The organism is Bacillus sp. 2205SS5-2 (assembly GCF_037024155.1).
GTDB lineage: Bacteria > Bacillota > Bacilli > Bacillales > Bacillaceae_K > Bacillus_CI.
On sequence record NZ_JAYKTS010000032.1, the window covers coordinates 18,867 to 39,593 of the forward strand.

A 20,727-nucleotide genomic window follows, 5' to 3' on the forward strand; every position below is an offset into this window, starting at 1 on the left:
CCGCTTTTAAAAACATTTGCACTTTAGAAGTGCTTGAAGAATAGCAGACTGTTATGGAGTCAAAAGTAAGAAAAAGATCTTCACGATTAAAGAGATTGAGAGAGGAGAAGAGGGGATGAAGAAACAAAAGGTGGTTATTGCTTTAGGTGGAAATGCAATTCAAACGGGAAATGGTGCGACAGCAGCAGATCAACGTCAAGCGTGTTTTGAAACAGCGAAAGAGTTGGCTAGAATCATCAAATCCGGTCATGAAGTCGTAATTTCTCATGGAAACGGACCTCAAGTTGGAAATATCGTACTACAGCAATTGCAGAATGAAAGTGAGAAGATTCCGGCGATGCCCTTAGATACATGTGGTGCGATGAGTCAAGGAATGATTGGCTATTGGTTAGCTAATGCACTTCATGAAGTTTTCCAACAAGAAGGCATCGAAAAAGAAGTATCAACCATGGTGACACAAGTTCTGGTTGATAAAAAGGATCCAGCGTTCCTACAGCCAACAAAGCCAATCGGTTCTTTTTACACAGAAGAAGAAGCGAACGAACTGATTGAGAAAAATGGTTACGTCATGAAAAGCGATGCAGGAAGAGGGTATCGTCGTGTCGTACCTTCTCCAAAACCAATCGATATTGTCGAGAAGCACAGTATTCAGGCACTAGTGAACCAAGAATTTGTTGTGATTGCTGGGGGCGGTGGCGGTATCCCGGTTGTAGAGCAGGAAGGGAAGCTAATCGGTGTAGAAGCCGTTATCGATAAGGATTTTGCGACAGAAAAAATGGCTGAGCTAATAGATGCCGATGTGCTCCTAATCTTAACAGCTGTTGAAAAAATTGCGATTAATTTTGGAGAACCAAATCAAAAAAACATTGATGAAATGACTTATGAGCAAGCACTTTCGTATATCGAACAAAACCACTTTGCACCGGGTAGTATGCTTCCAAAAGTAGAAGCAGCTCTCGCTTTTGTTGATTCAAAACCGGGCAGAAAGGTAATTATTACTTCCTTAGACAAGGCATATGAAGCATTGCAAGGAAATGCCGGAACTGCAGTTATCTCAAGAGCAACCTGTTTTTCGGAGTAGGATAGGAAAGTATCGAACGAAAAAAACGCTAGATAAAGAGACTTTCTAGCGTTTTTTATTTTGAATAGAATCTAGGCACAGAGTGGAGTTGCGAATAACCAGGCTACTCGACAGCGGCTATAAAGATATTAGGTTCTTTTAAAATTAATTGTTTTTGGTTGATTTCAAGTTTTCCTTCTTTTTTAAATTGATTTAACACATGACTAACGGTTTCTCTTGTCGTTCCGGTAATTCGAGCCAATTCTATCGTGGTGAATGGGCAGGGAATAAATATTTCTTTCTTTACTTTTACCCCGAGATCTTCCGCTAAATAGCCGATAATCTGTAAAACGCGCTTTGATGCATGAGAGTTCGTGATTACTTGAAGCCGATGCTCAAGCATCACGATTCTATCGGTTAAGCATTTCACTAAGTGGAGTAATAACTTTTTATTTTTTTTGATAATTTCCTCCATATAGAAAGTAGGAATATATAAAATTTCTACATCAGTAAATGCTTCTGCTGAATACGAATAGGCTTCATCATGAAACAAGCCTTCGTAAGGAAAAAAGGAAGCAGGCTTTAAAAAGGCATCGAAACGTGTTGAGCCACTTGAGTTGGTTTTTTCTAATCGTATATATCCTTTGACAATCAGATAAATGCGCTCGCGAGGATCTCCCTCGAAAAACAGCATTTGTCCTTTTTTATATTGCCGAAAGTATAGATGAGTTTCTATTTCTTTAATTTCTTTTGGAGATAGGCTTGATAGTACGTCCATATTTTTTAGAGTATCGAGCGTAATCATGGGGTGATGCATCTGTCCACGTCTCCTTTCTCTCTATATCTATTATAATGGAAAATAGAACCTAATTGGGCATATTCATCACAATTATGTAAACGTTTACATAATTAGAAAGGCTCACTAGTAGAACTTTAGCAAGAAGCGTCTTTGGACATGAGCTAAGGCCCTTTCGTAATCATTGTTACTCATAGAAGCGAATAATGAATGAAAATGCCCTCTAGTTAATCCTAGAGACAAATATAGGCGAGAACAGGCACTGAATTCTATTCTTTTATCGGAATAGATCATTCTGCGAGAAGTAACGTTCTTTATGAAATCTGCTATAGTATTATGAGCAATTTATTGCAAGGGATAATCCTCTAATTTTACAAAAGTATAGTTCTGGTCTCGTAACTTGGGTACTGCGAGCTGGATCCCTTCGGCTGTCTCAGATTCAGGTTGATTCATATGGAGAATCGCAATTGAACCAGGCTGAGCTTGTAAGAGTGAGTTTTCTACTTGTTGAGAGGAGAATGTAGCACCTGCATCTCCGTTCAAATCGAAATTCACAACCTGTAGGCCCAGTGCCCCTAATAATCCAACGGCTACTTCATCATAATGAGCAGTGCCTGAACGGAAGAATTTCGGTTCCCTCCCAGTTAGTTCAGCAATATAGCGGTGGTTGGACATCACTTCTTCTAGTACTTCCTCAGGGCTGTTCGTTCCGGGAATACCGTATGCTGATTGACCCGCAGTGCTTAGAGGTCGGTGGTGTGTTCCGTGATTCTCAATTTCAAATAAAGGGTGCTCGGCAAGACTTGTGAAAATTTCTTGATTGGCTTGTATCCAGCGTTGATTTAAAAAGAGGGTTGCAGGTATGTTTTCTTGAATTAAATAAGTCATTAGCTCTTCATCATAACCATTTCCAGTAGTAGACCCACAGGCGTCAAAGGTAAGCGCCACTACTTTTTGCTCTGTCGAGAGTGAATTTTTCACACCGGTCACATCTAGTCCCCATTCGGTTGGAGCAGGATAAGAGGCTTCTAACAATGGAGGCAACAAAGAAGCGGCAGACGATTGAAAAAAATCTTCTCTAGTGGATTTAATCGATTTTTTGATTAGAAGAGGATGAGTGGTTGAATGAGTGTGAGCGACTTTGGTCGTAGTCTTATCGGTGGATATAAATAAGTAAATGACTGAGAGAGAAATCATCATTAGTAGAAAACGTTTCATCTTATACTCCTTATCAAAACAAAATTTGGTAGTCATACTATAAAAATACATAATTTCAACCGTTAATTCCATATAAATTTGAGATTAGGAGCTAATAAGTTGGGAAGTCTACTAATTTAATTGGAAAGATGGGGCTATTGGAGTAAATATGAAGGAATGGAGTGAGAGAATGAATTCAAACGTGACAGTCAAAGGAATCGAAATGGATGAACAAACAAGATGCTGTCATTATTCATCTGAACTAGATATTATCGCGCTAAAATTTAAGTGCTGTCAGACTTATTTTCCTTGCTATCAATGTCATGAGGAGTTGACCGGCCACGTTCCGATTCTCTGGGGGAAACAAGAGAAACAAACGAAAGCTATTTTGTGTGGCTCTTGTTGGAACGAGCTGACGATTGAAGCCTACCAAAGCTGCCAAGAGCGGTGTCCAAATTGTCGAGCGCGCTTTAATCCGGGCTGTGCGAATCATTATCATCTATATTTTGACTGAGACAAGCTCTGAAAATCTTCCAGAGCTTTTTGTGGTTTAGTAGGCGAGTCCAACCGATTGGAGTTGCAGTTCGTCATTTCCGACTGCTTTCTTACTTTTCATCTAGAAATGGAGAAGTTTTCATTTGGAAAAGAGCACGAAGTCATACATATCAGGGGATATATTCCTATTCGAAAAGCCACAATCCTTGCGAAAACACCCTTTCCCTAAAATGTCACTTTTTCAATGCCCTAATAAAAACACTTCCTTTTAAACTCGTTTCATCACACAGAAAGAAACATCGTGTAGATAAAGATCATGTTCGCAGAGAGTGATGTTTTTCTTTCACTGATTTTTTCTTTACAATAGAAGTTGATATCCAAAGTGAAAGTAGGAAACATAATGACTATCCTTATAACGGGAGCAGCAGGATTCATCGGTTTTCATGTAACAAAAAGATTGCTTCAACAAGGCTATGATGTGATTGGAATAGATAATTTTGATCCGTATTATAGCGTGGAATTAAAAAAAGACCGTTTAAACCAACTTCAACATCCCCATTTTATGTTTGAAAAGGTGGATATTGAACAGGAACAAGAAGTACTCGACATTTTTGCGAAATATAAGCCACAAAAAGTTCTTCATTTGGCCGGACAAGCAGGTGTACGATACAGTTTAGAAAATCCGAAAGCCTATATTTCTGCCAATATTTCTGGATTTTTTCATATACTAAACGCCTGCAAAAGTTCTCAAATTGAGCATTTCTTATACGCTTCGTCTAGTTCAATTTATGGAGAAAGTGAGAAGCAACCTTTCTCCATCCAAGATCGTGTCGATCAGCCAGTCAGCTTGTACGCTGCTACAAAAAAATCAAATGAACTGATGGCCTATTCCTATAGTCATGTTTATGGGCTCCGGACTACAGGTCTGCGTTTTTTCACGGTCTATGGCCCGTGGGGAAGACCCGATATGGCGTATTATTCATTTACGGAAAAAATCATAGGCGGAAAGCCAATCTCTCTTTACAATCATGGAGATATGCGGAGGGATTTTACGTATATTGACGATGTCGTTCAAGCTGTCGTTGCTCTCCTATCCAAAGTATATAAAGAAGAAGACGCTCCCTATTCTATTTTTAACATTGGCAGTCATTCCCCAGAGAAATTAGGGGATTTTGTGTCTCTCTTAGAAGACCTCACAGGGAAGGAAGCTCACATTGAATATAAAGAAATGCAGCCTGGGGACGTAAAGGAAACGTATGCAGATATTACGGAGCTCCAAGCGGAAATTGATTTTGCCCCGTCCACCTCACTACTTGAAGGGCTGACGTCTTTTGTTAAGTGGTATAAAATGTATCATTCATAAACCTGGATCAAGAAAAGCGGAAGTGGCTCGCTCAGCAGCGGCGGGCAAATGTTATCCAACGGAGAAGGTCCTGACCTTTGGAGTTGGATGTTATTTGTCCCATAGCTGCTAGCCACTGAAGCTAGATCAAGAAAAGCGGAAGTGGCTCGCTCAGCAGCGGCGGGCAAATGTTATCCAACGGAGAAGGTCCTGACCTTTGGAGTTGGATGTTATTTGTCCCATAGCTGTTAGCCACTGAAGCTAAATCAAGAAAAGCGGAAGTGGCTCGCTCAGCAGCGGCGGGCAAATGTTATCCAACGGAGAAGGTCCTGACCTTTGGAGTTGGATGTTATTTGTCCCATAGCTGCTAGCTACTGAAGCTAGATCAAGAAAAGCGGAAGTGGCTGCCCTGAGGCGACAGGCAAATGAAGAGCTCGTAGGTGATGCCTGAATCACTGGAGAGTTATTCATTTGACCCAAGCCTCAAGCCACTGAAGTTAGATCAAGAAAAGCGGAAGTGGCTGCCCTGAGGCGACAGGCAAATGAAGAGCTCGTAGGTGATGCCTGAATCACTGGAGAGTTATTCATTTGACCCAAGCCTCAAGCCACTGAAGCTAGATCAAGAAAAGCGAAAATAGCCACAATGTATACAAAAAGAGCCTAAGAAAAAGGTATTCACTGATGGGAGTGAATACCTTTTTGATACGTACGAATAAGTGTCTTTTATGACTTGCCTTTGGCTTCTTGCGATTTTCTGATTACTTTAGAAAATGAGGCAGGTTATTTTTACTCACTTCGCCATAAAAGGATCCTTGATTGCTGCGAGGGAAAAACCTAATAATATAGGCACGGTTATCCTTAGAAAACTGTTCATATGAGCCATTATACGTCTCCAACGCCTGTTGAATTTTTTGAGGATCCGTGATGGTTTCACTTGCGCCCCACAAATCGTCCTCGTGGAAAAATTCATGGGTGTCATAATGCTTAGTTTCATCTGTTAAGGATAAAACTTCCATTCTTTTAATTTCCTTAGCTGTAAGTGTAATTTCTTCAGTATATCCTTGTTCATCGAGCCATTTATTCGTGTTTTTATACGATTCACGAATAGAATAGAACAAATCTTCCTCAGTAGAAATAGACATTTTTGCCTCATGCTTTACCGGACCATTAAGTTCTTCCAGTGTCGCAGATAAAATATCCTGTTTTAACACACGCGTGAAGGCCTCGATTTGGTCGGAGTCTCCGACAATCTTTGTGAGGATTCGCTCAGGATCACTAAATTCCATGTAATCAATCTTAGTATCTAGTTTTGAAAAGAAATAGGTTTGCTTTTTATACGATGGTGATTCTTTTGCAAGCTTGAGTACTTTTTGAATGGAATCTCGTTTGATTGTATATTCACGGACCATCGTGTTTTCGTTTTGTAGTTGATAGGCAATAAAAATATTTTCGTAGTCTTCCGGGTTCGGCACGCTTTGTATATGAACGTTTTCGCCCTCACTCACAATCACTTCTTGAAGTAATAAAACACTATCAATAAACTCAGGGTTATTAATGAAAATATTCCGATTTTCTTCTTCCCCTTGTATTAGTTCAAAACTAGAATGACCGAGGAAAACCCCTTTTATGTCTTCTTCTTTCGGTAACTTTGTTTCATAGCCAACAACATCTACTGCCGAGATAAGAAGAATAAACACAGAAGCAATAGAATAAACGATGAATCCTTTGAGCGCCTTACTATCAAAGATTTGCCACGATTTGCGAATGGCCATTTCAGCCACAGCATAGCCAATGACGGCTCCTAGTGCATACCCGAAATAAGACCAAGCAGTATTCTCCCAATAAAAGTAGATTCCGAACAAAATCATCGTACAAAACGTAACCCCATATTTGAAAATAGGAGTTAAATAGGCGAAAGATATCACCTGCGTAGCCACTTCGACGGAACGTTTCTTATAGAGAAAATATCCTAGTAAAAACAAGAATATACTTAGGAATACATAAACAAGCAGTTCTACTTGCGATAAGAGCTTATCAGAGTAATAATATTCCGTTAAGCGAGTGAGTGGTGACCAGCTTAACATTTCATTGTCAGTTACATAGTTAGTCGAGAATCCAAAATAATAGATCTCTAAATGCTTTGAAGCCAGTAAGAGCACACCTGCAGGTAGGAACAAGAAAATATACGTTAAAATCCCTTGAGCAATCGACATTCCTGAAACCATCGCTACTACAACAGAGGCTAAGAATAAAAAGGTGGCAAAGAGGGTAAAAATGCCTGCCCAATTTAACAGTGTTGTACCAGAGAAATAGAAAGCAGTGGACGGTTGAACGATGGCGATAATTCCAGTTGTCATCCAGATGGGAATGACGAGCATGCTTATTCCACTAATGACGTGAGTTCCATACAATTCGAGTCGTTTTAAAGGCATACTATGAACAAAGTCAGCAGATTTTTTTTCTTGTATATACCGAAACAAGAAAATTCCCGTTAAAATCGGAACGCTGAAGAGTAAGAGTAGTTGAATATCGCTTGCAACTTTAAACAATGTATCGATGTGCGTGATGCTGTAGTAAGGGCTGTTTCCTTTTAGTAAAAGCTGCAAAGGAACCGCAAACAGTAATCCTGCGAAAAAGACTAAGGCAATCCATCCATGTTGCTTTAAATCCTGTTTAAAAATAGAAATGTTAAAGAAGGATATTGTTGATTTCATAGCCGTGATCCCCCATTTCATAAATAAATATTTCTTCTAAAGTTAGCGGTAATAAATCAAATACAAGTGGATCAAGGGCAGTAAATGCTGCTGAGATGGCATCTGCTTCTCCTCTGATAATAAAGAGAGAAACACTTCCGCGCTGCTCTTGGTGAAGGACGGAACAGTTTGCGAGAATTTTTGTTCTATGGTCTTTATGTCGAAAGGCCACTTGAATTTTATGGGTATCGGCCTTTAGCTCGTCTATTTCTTTTTCAATCAAAAGTTGACCTTTGTGCATAATCCCGACATGATCGCATAAATCTTCAATTTCTCGCAAGTTATGGGAAGAGATAATAATGGTCATTTCTCGTTCGGCAACATCCTGAAATAATAAATTTTTAATTTTTTGTCTCATGACAGGATCTAGCCCATCAATGGGCTCATCTAAAATAAGTAACTCAGGCATACAAGAGAGAGCGAGCCAAAAAGCAACTTGTCGCTGCATCCCTTTTGAGAGTCGGTGAACTTTTTGCTTCCGCGTTATTGAAAAAACAGACTCTAGGCTGCGGTAACGCTCTTCATTCCAAGTTGGATAGATATTTTGGTAATAGCTTGCCATTTGTTCAACGGTAGCAAGTGGAAGGAAATAGATTGTGTCAGGAATATAGATCATGTTCTCCTTAATCGTAGTATTTTCAAAAACCGCTTGTTCCTTTACAAGAACACTGCCTGTTGACGGACGATAAATGCCGGCTAGCATTTTGAGTAGAGTTGTTTTCCCCGCACCATTTGAGCCGAGTAATCCATAAATCGTTCCTTTTTTCACAGAAAGGGTAACGTCTTTTACGGCTTCTTGTTTTTCAAAATGTTTAGTGACATTCATGAGTTGAATCATAACTGTTCCCCCTTTGGATGTGAGCTTATCACTGTTGTATATATTTCCAATAACTCAATTTCTGTTAGACCGAGGAAAATGGCTTCGCTTATTAATTTCAGAAGCTCTTTTTTTACGAGTTGAAGCTTTCTTTGTTGCAAGGAATCGGGTAAAGGAGCGACAAAACTTCCTTTTCCAGGCTGCGAATAAAGGTATCCTTCTCGCTCTAATTCTCTGTATGCTTTTTGAATTGTGTTGGGATTGACGGTTAGTTCCTTTGATAGATGGCGGACTGAGGGGAGCTTTTCATCTGGGGTTAGTACGCCGCTAATAATAAACTCCTTTATTTTATCGACAAGCTGTTCATAAATCGGTTTCCTACTTCTAATATCAATGTCAAACATGATTTCCCTCCTTTGCCTTACTGTGTTAACTGTACTATTGTGTGTAATACAGTTAGTATGATATACCATATATTTGTTAATGTAAATAGTTTTTTTAAAGGCTCTTTTCGTATACATTGTGGCTATTTCATCATATTTTTGATTAAATTTTCCATTTTACGGTTGATTTCCATCAAAAATAGACGGATCTAGCTGCAGTGGCTAGGGACTAGGGCATTTGTCAGCCCACTGCGTGAATCGGGATTCACTACGTGTTCTGCCAGATGCCTACCGTCCCTGAGCAGCCACTTCCGCATTTCGTGATCTAGCTGCAGAGGCTAGGGACTAGGGCATTTGTCAGCCCACTGCGTGAATCGGGATTCACTACGTGTTCTGCCAGATGCCTGCCGTCCCTGGGCGAGCCACTTCCGCATTTCGTGATCTAGCTGCAGAGGCTAGGGACTAGGGCATTTGTCAGCCCACTGCGTGAATCGGGATTCACTACGTGTTCTGCCAGATGCCTGCCGTCCCTGGGCAGCCACTTCCGCATTTCGTGATCTAGCTGCAGTGGCTAGGGACTAGGGCATTTGTCAGCCCACTGCGTGAATCGGGATTCACTACGTGTTCTGCCAGATGCCTGCCGTCCCTGGGCAGCCACTTCCGCTTTTCGTAAATGATGCCCGAAACAAAGCTATTTCATAGATGATAAACTGATTCGAAAAGACACAAACTTTGCTAAAACAGCCTTTTTAAAAGGTATTGGCGTTTATTTTCTAGCGCCTTGCTTTTATCTATTGGGAAAAGAGTGATAAAGTTGAATGACTAGGAGAAGGAGGGGTGTCGAGGTGAATATAAAGAAAAGATTTTTTGAGACAGAGGCAGACTTAGAGGCTCAATATCAATTTTGGATAGAACGAACAAAAGTATTACCTTTTGCTTGGAAACCAACGCTCTCACCGACTGTTTTTAGACAGGGCGCGTCGTTTCACCCCAAATCACGCTATTTCGCATTTGAAGGGGAGAAGTTGGTGGGATACTGTAGTTTTACGGGAAGTGGAGATTTTGTTTCGATTGGTTATCCATGGGTATTACCAGGTTATGAAGGGGAATTACAAGAAGAGTTATTTCAACATGTGGTTGAATTTGCAACCAGCGAGGAATATGAAGGGAAAATTTTGGCACAACGCTTTCGTTCTCAATGGAAGAAACAAATTCAATTTTTTGAATCGAAAGGATTTGAAATAACGGGAAGATCGAAAGTAATCGGCCGGTCGAGTGAAAAAATGGAAGCTGCCCCATATTGGGTAAATTCAAATAGAAGTAATCAATTTGAATTTGAAAAAATAAAGCCATTAGTTAATTCATCGACAGAATCAAATCCAGCAGAATTATTAATGTTAGAAGAATATTATGATTCGGTTGCTTTTGATTTTGCTTATGAATTTCAATATGAAAAAGAGATCTGTGGATACTTTGGTGTGACGATTCGAAAGGATACGGGGTATGCGGAAATTCTCGCCCCGTTCATATCCCAACAGTGGAATCAAAAGTTTCCTGACATGATTCAGGCAATCTTATTAGATCTAAAAGATCAGGTTCACTATATTAGTATCGGAGAATCAGCCGTTCCGGATGCTGTTTCTTTAACCTCATTAGGATTTACGTTCGTAACTGAGGATGTCATGCTGATGAAAAAGGTATAATCATTAATAGATTGACGATTGTCGACTTCACTTAATACATGGAGAATGCTCTCTATGATTAAAATAAGTAGCCACAATGGATACGAAAGGCTGTTTTCGCAAAGATTGTGGTTTTTCAAATTAGCCCTTAATTCGTGATGGAGATTGACTTCGGGCATCTTTTCTCATCATTTTAAATCCGAATTGAGGAAAGAAAAGAGTGGTTCCATCCTTTTTTGTATGCTACAGCAACAAAGTATGCGAAAAGAACCTGATTGAATGATGCAAATCAGCCTCCACTCCGACAGTTTCCCCCACAAAAACCTGTCCTTAGCGGCAAAAAAAACATGGATTATTTACATAGAGTTGAAGAAACATAGCTAACGAAAACTGCCTTTCCTAATGAAAAACTCCTCATTACAAGATGAAAAGTAGGAATTCAATCGAAAAAACCTTTCTGCCTGTTTTTTCTTTGTGCCCAGAGCAACAAAGTATATGAAAAGAACCTTATGAAAATAGCTTCAAGTAAGGCTAACCATGGAGATGGAAGGGAGAAGCTCAAGTGGATATAATTCAGAAAATATTGACATTTAATCGTCTGTCCTATACCTTGAAAAGAGAGAGTATGTAGGAGGGGAATCCATAATGGAAAATGCTTTATCATTTGCGAAAGAATTCGATCAAAGAGATATCCTATCCCCTTTTCGTAGCGAATTTTACCTACAACCCGAAACAATCTACCTCGATGGCAATTCATTAGGATTGCTTTCCAGGCGGGCTGAGAGGGCTGTTTACTCCATGATGGAGGCGTGGAAATCGCTAGGAATTGACGGCTGGACAGAGGGAGAACATCCATGGTTTTATTTGTCTGAAACTTTAGGAGAGAAGCTGGCTCCGTTAGTTGGGGCTAACAAAGAGGAGATAATTGTAACCGCTTCCACTACGGTTAATCTTCACCAATTATTAGCCACCTTCTATCAGCCTTCTGGAAAAAGAACGAAGATTTTATGCGATGAATTAAACTTCCCATCTGATATTTATGCAATTAAAAGTCAATTAAAGTTGAAGGGATATTCTCCTGAAGATCACCTTGTTCAAGTGAAAAGTGAAGATGGTCGTTTTCTAAAAGAAACAGACATTGTGGAAGCGATGACAGAAGACATTGCTCTGATTGTGTTACCAACCGTTTTATATCGATCGGGTCAGTTGTTAGATTTGAAATATTTAACAACTGAAGCCCATAAACGAGGAATTTTGATCGGATTTGATGGCTGTCACTCTGTCGGCGCAATTCCGCACTATTTTAGTGAGTGGGGAGTAGATTTTGCTTATTGGTGTACATATAAATACTTGAATAGTGGCCCAGGCGGCGTCGGAGCTCTTTATGTGAATGAACATCATCATGGTGTCGAGCCAGGACTTGCGGGCTGGTTTGGTTCGGATAAATCAGTGCAATTCGATATGAGCCATGAATTTACTCCTGCACAATCGGCAAGTGCTTTTCAAATTGCGACGCCACATATTCTAAGTTCTGCACCGTTAATAGGGTCACTAGAAATGATGAATGAAGCGAATATTATCAACCTAAGAGAAAAATCGTTATCATTAACTTCTTACTTAATGAAGCTTATTGGGGATGAGCTGGACGAATTCGATTTTACGATTGGGAATCCAATCGATGATGCCACGCGAGGTGGCCATGTATCACTTGAACACAATGAGGCCGCAAGAATTTGCAAAGCGTTAAAAGCGGAAGGAGTTATTCCAGATTTTCGCTCTCCAAATGTGATTCGTCTGGCTCCTGTGCCTTTGTACTGTTCCTTTGAGGATGTTTATAAGTGTGTGGAAGTACTAAAGAATATTATGGTAGAAAAGAAATACGAAAGATTTGAAAACAAGCGAAATATTATAGCGTAATAGGAGTGTTTCACATGAAACTTTTTGATATTTCAAGACAGCTATCTGAAAAAATCGCGGTTTGGCCAGGAGATACTCCTTATTCTTTTGGGTTATCGTTGAGTAAGGAAGAAAGCGGTTCTGTTAATGTAGGTAAAATGGAAATGAGTACCCATAGTGGTACTCATGTAGACGCACCTTATCATTTTAATGAAGAAGGGAAGCGAATTCACGAGCTAGACTTACAAACTTATATAGGCAAAGCAACGGTCGTTGATGTAACGGAGCAGAGCAGCATTTCTTGTGAGCTAATTGAAAGCTTGAGCTTGTCCAAAGTGAAACGGCTTCTCTTTAAGACGAATGCCTGGAGAGATGAAACTCTTTTCCCTGAAGAAATTCCTCCGATTGAAAGTGGTGTAGCAAAGCTGCTAGCTCAGAAGGGTGTAATCTTGATTGGAGTAGATGTACCATCGGTTGATCCAATCTCAAGTAAAGAATTGGTTGCTCATCATGAATTGTATCAGCACTCAATTAACATCCTAGAAGGAATTGACCTTCACGCGGTAATTCCAGGAGAGTATGAACTCATTGCGTTGCCACTATCAATTGTTGGTGGAGACGGTAGTCCAGTGCGAGCAGTGTTACGAGAGTTACCAACTAAAGGGGGGTAACAACAGTTAAGTGAATATTATATAAGTCTATATAACCTTATTGAATTTATATAATCTAATAGATTATCATAAGGTCAGAGGTGAAATTATGAAATATTATACAATTGGTCAGTTTGCAGAATTAATTGGAAAGAGTACCCAAACGTTAAGAGAATGGGACTAGAAAGGTAGGTTCAAACCAGATCATGTTGCCCAACAGGGTATAGATACTACTCTCAAGAGCAGCTAGATCATTTCTTAGGGATTAAAGGAGAAAAGCAATTAAACAAAAAAGTGATAGGTTATTGTAGAGTATCCTCACATCAACAGAAAGACGACCTTGTAAGACAAATTGAAAATGTAAAAACGTATATGTTAGCAAAAGGATATCAATTTGAAGTCATTTCTGATATTGGAAGTGGGATTAACTACAATAAAAAGGGATTAAATCAACTAATAGATATGATTACGAATTCAGAAGTTGAGACAGTAGTCATTCTATATAAAGATCGTTTGATTCGGTTCGGATATGAATTAATAGAAAATCTGTGTGATAAATATGGAACAACCATTGAAATCATAGATTATACAGAGAAAACCGAAGAACAGGAGCTAGTTGAAGACTTGATTTAAATCGTCACGGTGTTTAGTTGTAGGCTTCAAGGAAAAAGAGCGAACAAAGCTAAGAAAATGATTAGGGAGTTAGTAGAAGATGATCCTGGCAAAGAAGGTTAGAATTGTCCCTAGTCACGAACAAGAACCAAAGAGTCCACAAGTTGAATTAACAGATGAAGTCATTGGGATTGACGTTGGAATAAAAGAATTAGCCGTGTGTAGTAACGGAATGAAATTTAAAAACATTAACAAAACGAATGAAGTTAAGAAATTAGTAAAGAAATTGCGTAGGTTGCAGCGCAACGTATCTAAAAAATACGAATTAAATAAAGAAGGGAGTACGTTTGTCAAAACAAGCAACATTATAAAACTCGAGAAAAAAGTAAAGTTAGTTCATCGTAAATTAGCCAACATAAGAAAAAATTATATCCATCAAACAACGAATAAGATAGTGAAAACCAAGCCTTCTAAAGTTGTCATGGAGAATCTGAACATTAAAGGTATGATGAAGAACAAACATCTTTCAAAAGCAATTGCCAAGCAATGCTTACATGAGTTTAAAAGACAAATGGAGTACAAATGTGAGTTTCACGGTATCAAACTTATACTAGCTGATACCTGGTATCCATCGTCAAAAACTTGTAGTGATTGCGGACATTTGAAAAAAGACCTTAAATTAGCAGACCGTACATACAATTGTTCAGAATGTGGTTTGAAGATAGATCGAGACTATAATGCAAGTCTGAATCTGTCAAACTATCGAAAATCAGCGTAGTATCACCTAAAAAGATAACGCTGATATGTACCATTCGTTGTATGGGAATTTACGCCCTCGGAGTGTTAGATCAAACGAAAGTAGCTTAGGCAAAATCGGACACGTGGAACAGGGAATGAAACTTACCTTTATAGAGTTAGATAAGGTTTTGGCAACGGAGCTAAATAATGAATCCGAATATCACTGACTATGAAAAGTATATCCGTACTGAAGATCTCTTATTGTTGCAAAAATCAGCGGATGAACGCAGCTGTCATGATGAATTAACATTTCAAGTGATTCATCAAATTTCAGAGCTTCATTTTAAGCTAATTCTTCAGAGTCTTCATCTTACAAAAGAACATATAGAGAAAGAAGAAATAAGTGAAGCCTCAGCACAATTAAGAAGGGTGCAAATACATTTAAAGCATCTGCCACATACATTTGATATTATCAAAGAAATATCGCCAAGAGACTATCATAAAATTCGCCTCGCATTAGGAAAAGGGAGTGGACAAGACTCACCAGGTTTTAATAAAATATTAAAATTAGGTCCAACTCTTTGGGAACCATTTTCAGCACTTTTACAAAAGCATACGGTTACGGTTTTGGAATTGCATAAAAACCCTGAGGAGCAATATGTTTTATATGAGCTAATGAAGAATTTACACGAGTTTGACGAGAAATTCCAAGCTTATCGATATGAGCATATTCAGCTTGTTCGTCGAATGATTGGGTTGCAAACTAAAAGCTTGAAGGGGATTCCCGCTCAGGCACTTGAGAGAGGGGCTAAGTTTGAGTTTTTCCCTGTTATTTGGCAAGCCATTAGTGAGTTAACGGATTGGACGGGTTCCAGTTATAATCCAAAACCGCTTCCTTAGAATAGTTTTATGCAAAAATAAATGGAATTAAAATAGGCGAAAATAGTATTGAGCAATATAGTTGTTGAGAACCCATATTAGGAACTATAGAGCTAGAATCTATGCATATTTTGGAATGGAAAGAAACCAAAACAAGCCAGAGGTACTCTGGCTTGTTTTGGCTTCAAATCCCATTAATACAGCTTACTAAACAATCGTTCGTCAAATAAATTCGTATCAACCGGGCATGCTTCTGCATCTCGCCCATATTGCCAGCCCCAAGTGTTATTTTGGCAAGGTAGTTTAGCGGGTCGGAATTTTGGAACTCTTCGTTTAATACTCACGCCTCGCTCAGGCTCTGCACTCCATAAAATAAGCTGTAGGGCAACGTCTTCATCTTTATCGATAGCGGCACAATAGGCTTTAAGAAAGTCTCCGTTCACAGGATCATGATACATACCGGCGAGGTAGCCACTTGAATATATGCGGTCAACATAGCCTCGAATCCAGTCCTCATCGACTTTGAAGGATTTTTCCATATAGGCAAATAAAAGCGTTCCTTTTGGGATGCCTAATCTCTGTGCGGCAAATGTCGCATTTTGAGCTACCACACGTCCTTCCCTTAATCCAGTCGCATTTGAAAAATTATTATAAATGGGCAAAATTTTTGTCCCACTATTATGAAGGAGATCAATTTCACTTCTTGTCAGTCCGTCTGAAGCTCCTTCGACGGTCGTTAAGTAACGTCCCCAGTAGGAGGGTTTCCCTAAAGACTTTACCACACAGTTATATAGGTCTGTCGTCACTTTCGTCGGCGAATCAACGCCCCATAAGTACGCCATCTCCCAGCCCCCTTCCATATCCTATCTCCATCAATATATGAAAGAATATGAAAAAAACTTCTCCTTTTTTAAAAAAGCTCAACGTTTTTCAAGTAGGAGTCATATGCGCTTACTCTTGTAATTTTTTTAGTGGTTGATCGGCAGGGCCCTCTAATACCTGTCCATCATAGGAAAAACGCGAACCATGACATGGACAATCCCAAGATCGTTCTCCAGAATTCCAATCAAGCTCACACCCCAAATGAGTGCATGTCGTGTCCACTAGGTGCATTTGACCTTGTTTATCTTTATATGCGCCTGTCCGTTCGCCGTTAAAGGTAATTACACCGCCTTGGTCAAGGGAAAGTTGATCGAGGGATAGTCGATCGCCACCCAATTTGCCATCTAAAAACTGGTAGGCGACATTTGTATTTTCTTTAATAAATGTTTTTAGCGATGGGTCTGCTTTGAAGCGAGAGGGGGTGTAAAGCTCTGTATAACGGTTGGGTTGATTTAAAATCAAATCGGAAATCAAATTCGCCGCTAAGGTTCCATTTGTCATACCCCATTTTTGAAACCCTGTTGCTATGTAAACGTTTGGTTTATTCTTGGTTATATTCCCAATATAAGGTATTTTGTCTAATGTCATTAAATCTTGGGCTGACCATCGATAGGGGAATTCCCTAATTCCGAACACCTCTTGGGCGAACTGTTGGAGATTTTCGTAGTGCTGTAATGTATCTTCTCCTTGTCCTGTTTTATGATTTTCTCCCCCAATCAATAGGAGTTTCTCTCCGTTTAGGTTTGTATAACGTAAAGATCTTTTTGGCTCATCTGCACTTAAGTACATTCCTCCAGGGAAAGTTTTTTCAGCTTTGATCGCTACCGTATAAGAACGTTCGGCATACATCCGGGCAAAATAAAATCCATTTCCATCATAAAAAGGGAAATGTGAGCAAGCAACGACTTGCTGACAAGAGATATGGGGACCATTTTTCGTATGAACTATGCGGTTTCCATCATCTGCTACCTCTTCAAGACAGGGGGTTTCCTCAAAGATTATCCCTCCGTTAGCGGTAATAAAATCGAGTAGAGGTAGTAAGTACTTTATAGGATGAAATTGTGCTTGATTTTTCATAACCACTGCATTGTGAATCTCGAGGTCTAGAGGCAAATCTTGAACAAGTTCCCCTTGAATTCCCAATGTTTGATAGGCTGCGTACTCTTTTTCAATCTTTTGTTTACTTTCTTCTGTAACGGAATAGACATACGCATCTTCTTCACTATAGTCGCATTCGATCTTATATTCATTTATTCGGGCTGAAATAAAGGATTGGGCTTCCTTGTTCGCTTCATAATAGAGTTTAGCTTGATTCTCGCCCAAATGTTCGATTAACTCGTGATAAATTAGTCCATGTTGCGCAGATATTTTCGCTGTTGTATGCCCTGTTGTTCCGTTTATGACTTTTCCGGCATCGATGAGAGCAACCTTTAAACCTGCTTTTGTGAGTAAATATGCGGTGGTAATTCCGGTAATTCCTGCCCCCACAATGGCAACGTCAACTTGTGTATTTTCTTCGATGGAAGGATAAGAGGGAAGGGTTACATAGTCCCTCCAATAGGGTGAAGGATAGTTTGGCATCGAATCATTCATTATAAAACGCTCCTTTGTTAGAAAACTCTTGCCTCATTTTTCCCGTAAGTCGTTGAATTATGCCAAATAATAGAAAACAGGGTTTGTCTATAACTAGTTTTTATTATCAGGATCTTTTTGTGTGAATATAAAATTGCTGGGGGAAATCGCTAGTATCTGCTATAGGAGCTCTCTTTTCGAGTTGCTGAGTCTCCAGTGAATCGCTCATGCACGACTTATAAGATTTATGCACATCTCAAATTCTTTCACCACTTTCCCCTATTCACTGTAAACTCTACGAAAAGATGTTCCGGAACAAAGTTATTTCTTAATTAAAGACCGGTTCGAAAAGCAACAAACTTTGTGTAAACAGCCTCTCGTAAACATTGAGGTAATATAACTTACTAATTATTGGAAGTGTACGTTTTTTCTCATCCTCCGTAATGTCTCCTGTATAATAGAAGCATCAAGAACGAGGAGGAATAGAATGAAGTCGTCAATCAAAGCAGTTATTTTCGATCTTGACGGAGTAATTGTAGATACGGTTCATTATTATTATTTAGCAACTAAAAAAGTGGCTAATGAGATGGGTGCAGTATTTTCAGAAGAAGATAATCTTTTTTTTCAAGGGAAATCTCGTAGTAGTTTGATTAAAGAACTTGCGGATCGCTCTCCGAATTCTTATCAGGCGGAAGAGAAGCAGGCATTTGGTGAAAAAAGAAATGCTGGTTATCAAACGTACATAAATCAAATGAACAGCCAGTCTATCTTCCCCGGGGTTCTTTCCTTTTTGGAAGAATTGAAGACAGAAGGGATCGCAACGGCTTTAGCTTCATCTTCTTCAAATGCCCAGAGAGTTTTAAAACAAGTGGGATTGGCAGCGTATTTTGATGTGGTCGTCGATCCTCAAACTTTAGCGAATGGGAAACCAGATCCAGAAATTTTTCTAACGGCTGCTTCTTTGTTAGGGGTGGAGCCGAGGGATTGTGTAGCAATAGAAGATGGAGAAGCGGGATTAACGGGAATTCTTGCGACGGATATGTATTCTATCGGAGTCGGAGATTATCCTTATTTAGCCAAATCTGATTGGTCAATCCTTTCTATGAAAGAATTAACATTGAGCCGTTTACTAGTAAAATTCCAACAAAAAAGATGAGCCGATATCGGTCTCATCTTTTTTGTCGTTGACGGGAACCTTGTTTCTTTCTTAATGTATTGCTTCCTCTTTCACGTAGTCAATTTCGAAGCCAAGGTCCTCTAACATACGATGGTCAGCCGTGCTTTCTTGACCAGCCGTGGTTAAATAATCCCCTACAAAGATGGAGTTTGCAGCATACAAACCTAATGGCTGTAAGCTGCGTAGGTTATGCTCTCGTCCACCTGAGATCCTGATTTCTTTGGTTGGATTCATAAAGCGGAACAAACTCAGCACCTTGAGACAATAGCGAGGATTCAATTCATCTACATCTTCTAACGGAGTACCTTCAATGGAATGAAGAAAGTTGACAGGAATCGAATCGGCATCCAACATCTTCAGCGTTCTAGCCATATGAATGACATCTTGTTTCGTTTCCTTCATTCCGATAATGACACCTGAACACGGAGAGATTCCTCTCTTTTTCACCAGTTCTACCGTCTGCACTCGATCTTGAAACGTATGAGAGGTGGTAATGGCTTCGTGATGGGTTTCTGAGGTGTTGATATTATGATTATAGCGATCAACACCGGCGTCTTTAAGTTTTTGTGCTTGCTCTTCTTTTAGTAAGCCGAGACAGGCACAAACTTTTAAATGATACGTTTCTTTAATTTCTTCGACTGCATCGACGACAGTATCAAGCTCTCGATTACTTGGCCCGCGACCACTTGCAACAATACAATACGTACCGACATTCAGGGCATGAGCTTGCTGGGCGCCTTTAAGAATGGTTTCTTTATCAACCATTCGGTATTTTTCAATTGGGGCAGAAGAGATGCTTGATTGCGAACAATAGCCACAGTTTTCTGGACAGAGGCCAGATTTCGTGTTTACAATCATATTGAGTTTCACTTTATTGCTAAAATAGTATTTGCGGATCTGAAAAGCCCCATGTAGTAAGGGTAATAAATCTTCATCAGGGCAGTCTAGTATACTTAATGCTTCCATATCCGATAACTCTTTTCCATTAATAACTTGGTGAGCAAGATCATTCCAGTTCACGAAAAATTCCTCCATTTATTGGCCTGCCGGCGAATGTCTTTGAAAACGACTGCGTGAAAGAACAGATGCTTGTAAACGAGTAGCAAACACTCCAGCAAAAATAGCTAAGATGATGTCTTTTGGCATAAACGGAGTCATCCAAGACCAAGCAATGATATAGGTGAATCCTTCTGGAGCTCCCGCCCAAAATAAAAAGGCGAAATACATCCATGTTGTTCCAATGATGTAATTGAGGGCTGTACCTATCAGCGCAGCCAGCATATAAAATGTGATGTTTTTTCGATTCTCAACGATTAACCCTGCCACATAAGCGGCTGGAATAAAGGATAGAATGAAACCAAATGTTGGTTTGGTGATTGCAACAAAGCCTCCGGTTAATCCTGCAAAAGCAGGCACTCCTACTAATCCTACAAGCAAATATACTAGCATGGCGATGCTACCCAGGCGTTTTCCAAGGACTAATCCCGCCAATATTGCAAAAAAAGTTTGAAGTGTAATTGGAACCGAACCAATTTGCATAAATGGAGCGATCGTTGTAATATTGGCCCCAATTGCCGTCATCGCTACAAATAGTGCAGCTAACGTTAAATCAATCGGTTTAAATGGTGTCTTCTCTTTCATGTCATTTCCCCCTCTGTATGATAACCTTTTCATTCTAAGCATACGAGGGATTCGGGATATATGTCAACATAAAAATGATTCTGGTTAACAAAACGTTTTTTACAGTATATCCTACTAAATAAATACTATCTTTATTATTGCTAAATAGAGAAGTA

Annotated in this window: 17 protein-coding genes and 2 pseudogenes; 10 read left to right on the plus strand and 9 right to left on the minus strand. The window is 39.5% G+C overall.

Annotated features, from left to right (window positions below):
- Positions 1-115 precede the first annotated feature (115 nt).
- Entirely contained in the window at positions 116-1,081 is a 966-nt protein-coding gene (arcC, locus tag U8D43_RS17385) for a carbamate kinase (protein ID WP_335872446.1), read from the plus strand.
- A gap of 103 nt (positions 1,082-1,184) precedes the next feature.
- Here arcC and U8D43_RS17390 read toward each other — a convergent pair whose 3' ends face one another.
- Both U8D43_RS17390 and U8D43_RS17395 read right to left on the minus strand, forming a co-directional pair.
- The gene (locus U8D43_RS17390; RefSeq protein WP_335872447.1) at positions 1,185-1,877 is read right to left on the minus strand and encodes a Crp/Fnr family transcriptional regulator; all 693 of its coding nucleotides are present in this window, start codon (positions 1,875-1,877) and stop codon (positions 1,185-1,187) included.
- A 324-nt stretch (positions 1,878-2,201) separates the two neighbouring features.
- Entirely contained in the window at positions 2,202-3,074 is an 873-nt protein-coding gene (locus tag U8D43_RS17395; protein WP_335872448.1) for a polysaccharide deacetylase family protein, read from the minus strand.
- Positions 3,075-3,243: 169 nt separating this feature from the next.
- Here U8D43_RS17395 and U8D43_RS17400 point away from each other — a divergent pair, with 169 nt between their 5' ends.
- Together U8D43_RS17400 and U8D43_RS17405 are read left to right on the plus strand one after the other, a co-directional pair.
- Positions 3,244-3,567 (plus strand): CHY zinc finger protein, encoded by a 324-nt coding sequence (locus tag U8D43_RS17400; protein ID WP_335872449.1) that lies wholly within the window; start codon positions 3,244-3,246, stop codon positions 3,565-3,567.
- A 381-nt stretch (positions 3,568-3,948) separates the two neighbouring features.
- Positions 3,949-4,911, plus strand: a complete 963-nt coding sequence (locus U8D43_RS17405) for an SDR family NAD(P)-dependent oxidoreductase (RefSeq protein WP_335872450.1) — start codon at positions 3,949-3,951, stop codon at positions 4,909-4,911.
- 737 nt (positions 4,912-5,648) lie between these two features.
- On the opposite strand, the gene U8D43_RS17410 is transcribed toward U8D43_RS17405, so the two are convergent.
- The 3 genes from U8D43_RS17410 to U8D43_RS17420 are packed head-to-tail and all read right to left on the minus strand — an operon-like array spanning position 5,649 to position 8,864.
- Positions 5,649-7,604: an SLC5/6 family protein gene (locus tag U8D43_RS17410; protein ID WP_335872451.1), complete on the minus strand. Its 1,956-nt coding sequence runs from the start codon at positions 7,602-7,604 to the stop codon at positions 5,649-5,651.
- The gene (locus U8D43_RS17415) at positions 7,579-8,481 is read right to left on the minus strand and encodes an ABC transporter ATP-binding protein (protein ID WP_335872452.1); all 903 of its coding nucleotides are present in this window, start codon (positions 8,479-8,481) and stop codon (positions 7,579-7,581) included. The genes U8D43_RS17410 and U8D43_RS17415 overlap by 26 nt, the downstream gene beginning before the upstream one ends.
- Entirely contained in the window at positions 8,478-8,864 is a 387-nt protein-coding gene (locus U8D43_RS17420; RefSeq protein WP_335872453.1) for a GntR family transcriptional regulator, read from the minus strand. The genes U8D43_RS17415 and U8D43_RS17420 overlap by 4 nt, the downstream gene beginning before the upstream one ends.
- An 824-nt stretch (positions 8,865-9,688) precedes the next feature.
- Here U8D43_RS17420 and U8D43_RS17425 point away from each other — a divergent pair.
- The 6 genes and pseudogenes from U8D43_RS17425 (at position 9,689) to U8D43_RS17450 (ending at position 15,321) form a co-directional block, all read left to right on the plus strand.
- Entirely contained in the window at positions 9,689-10,546 is an 858-nt protein-coding gene (locus U8D43_RS17425) for a GNAT family N-acetyltransferase (RefSeq protein ID WP_335872454.1), read from the plus strand.
- Positions 10,547-11,170: 624 nt separating this feature from the next.
- Positions 11,171-12,442: a kynureninase gene (kynU, locus tag U8D43_RS17430; RefSeq protein WP_335872455.1), complete on the plus strand. Its 1,272-nt coding sequence runs from the start codon at positions 11,171-11,173 to the stop codon at positions 12,440-12,442.
- Between the two features lie 14 nt (positions 12,443-12,456).
- Positions 12,457-13,092: an arylformamidase gene (gene kynB / locus U8D43_RS17435; protein ID WP_335872456.1), complete on the plus strand. Its 636-nt coding sequence runs from the start codon at positions 12,457-12,459 to the stop codon at positions 13,090-13,092.
- A gap of 88 nt (positions 13,093-13,180) precedes the next feature.
- Positions 13,181-13,806, plus strand: a pseudogene (locus U8D43_RS17440) (IS607 family transposase).
- Between the two features lie 22 nt (positions 13,807-13,828).
- Positions 13,829-14,461, plus strand: a pseudogene (locus U8D43_RS17445) (RNA-guided endonuclease InsQ/TnpB family protein); the annotation flags it as partial.
- 167 nt (positions 14,462-14,628) lie between these two features.
- Positions 14,629-15,321: a tryptophan 2,3-dioxygenase family protein gene (locus U8D43_RS17450; protein ID WP_335872457.1), complete on the plus strand. Its 693-nt coding sequence runs from the start codon at positions 14,629-14,631 to the stop codon at positions 15,319-15,321.
- A 173-nt stretch (positions 15,322-15,494) separates the two neighbouring features.
- On the opposite strand, the gene U8D43_RS17455 is transcribed toward U8D43_RS17450, so the two are convergent.
- Positions 15,495-16,142 (minus strand): glycoside hydrolase domain-containing protein, encoded by a 648-nt coding sequence (locus U8D43_RS17455; protein WP_335872458.1) that lies wholly within the window; start codon positions 16,140-16,142, stop codon positions 15,495-15,497.
- Positions 16,143-16,251: 109 nt separating this feature from the next.
- A complete protein-coding gene (locus U8D43_RS17460) occupies positions 16,252-17,775 on the minus strand; it encodes an FAD-dependent oxidoreductase (protein ID WP_335872459.1) in 1,524 nt (507 codons plus the stop codon).
- 466 nt (positions 17,776-18,241) lie between these two features.
- On the opposite strand from U8D43_RS17460, the gene pgmB reads away from it, so the two are divergent.
- The gene (gene pgmB, locus U8D43_RS17465) at positions 18,242-18,910 is read left to right on the plus strand and encodes a beta-phosphoglucomutase (protein ID WP_335872460.1); all 669 of its coding nucleotides are present in this window, start codon (positions 18,242-18,244) and stop codon (positions 18,908-18,910) included.
- Positions 18,911-18,961: 51 nt separating this feature from the next.
- Here the strand turns inward: pgmB and bioB are convergent, their stop codons facing one another.
- Positions 18,962-19,897 carry a biotin synthase BioB gene (gene bioB / locus U8D43_RS17470; protein ID WP_335872469.1) on the minus strand — a complete coding sequence of 312 codons (936 nt, stop codon included), beginning with the start codon at positions 19,895-19,897 and terminating at the stop codon, positions 18,962-18,964.
- A gap of 69 nt (positions 19,898-19,966) precedes the next feature.
- Positions 19,967-20,572, minus strand: a complete 606-nt coding sequence (locus U8D43_RS17475) for a biotin transporter BioY (protein WP_335872461.1) — start codon at positions 20,570-20,572, stop codon at positions 19,967-19,969.
- Positions 20,573-20,727: the final 155 nt, after the last annotated feature.

What these genes read in the sequence shown, in the direction of transcription:
- U8D43_RS17415 (WP_335872452.1), bottom strand. Translation starts at nt 8,481, where the DNA reads ATGATTCAACTCATGAATGTCACTAAACATTTTGAAAAACAAGAAGCC.
- arcC (WP_335872446.1), top strand. Translation starts at nt 116, where the DNA reads ATGAAGAAACAAAAGGTGGTTATTGCTTTAGGTGGAAATGCAATTCAA.
- U8D43_RS17455 (WP_335872458.1), bottom strand. Translation starts at nt 16,142, where the DNA reads ATGGCGTACTTATGGGGCGTTGATTCGCCGACGAAAGTGACGACAGAC.
- U8D43_RS17420 (WP_335872453.1), bottom strand. Translation starts at nt 8,864, where the DNA reads ATGTTTGACATTGATATTAGAAGTAGGAAACCGATTTATGAACAGCTT.
- bioB (WP_335872469.1), bottom strand. Translation starts at nt 19,897, where the DNA reads ATGGAAGCATTAAGTATACTAGACTGCCCTGATGAAGATTTATTACCC.
- U8D43_RS17400 (WP_335872449.1), top strand. Translation starts at nt 3,244, where the DNA reads ATGAATTCAAACGTGACAGTCAAAGGAATCGAAATGGATGAACAAACA.
- U8D43_RS17460 (WP_335872459.1), bottom strand. Translation starts at nt 17,775, where the DNA reads ATGAATGATTCGATGCCAAACTATCCTTCACCCTATTGGAGGGACTAT.
- U8D43_RS17410 (WP_335872451.1), bottom strand. Translation starts at nt 7,604, where the DNA reads ATGAAATCAACAATATCCTTCTTTAACATTTCTATTTTTAAACAGGAT.
- pgmB (WP_335872460.1), top strand. Translation starts at nt 18,242, where the DNA reads ATGAAGTCGTCAATCAAAGCAGTTATTTTCGATCTTGACGGAGTAATT.
- U8D43_RS17405 (WP_335872450.1), top strand. Translation starts at nt 3,949, where the DNA reads ATGACTATCCTTATAACGGGAGCAGCAGGATTCATCGGTTTTCATGTA.
- U8D43_RS17450 (WP_335872457.1), top strand. Translation starts at nt 14,629, where the DNA reads ATGAATCCGAATATCACTGACTATGAAAAGTATATCCGTACTGAAGAT.
- kynU (WP_335872455.1), top strand. Translation starts at nt 11,171, where the DNA reads ATGGAAAATGCTTTATCATTTGCGAAAGAATTCGATCAAAGAGATATC.
- kynB (WP_335872456.1), top strand. Translation starts at nt 12,457, where the DNA reads ATGAAACTTTTTGATATTTCAAGACAGCTATCTGAAAAAATCGCGGTT.
- U8D43_RS17395 (WP_335872448.1), bottom strand. Translation starts at nt 3,074, where the DNA reads ATGAAACGTTTTCTACTAATGATGATTTCTCTCTCAGTCATTTACTTA.
- U8D43_RS17390 (WP_335872447.1), bottom strand. Translation starts at nt 1,877, where the DNA reads ATGCATCACCCCATGATTACGCTCGATACTCTAAAAAATATGGACGTA.
- U8D43_RS17475 (WP_335872461.1), bottom strand. Translation starts at nt 20,572, where the DNA reads ATGAAAGAGAAGACACCATTTAAACCGATTGATTTAACGTTAGCTGCA.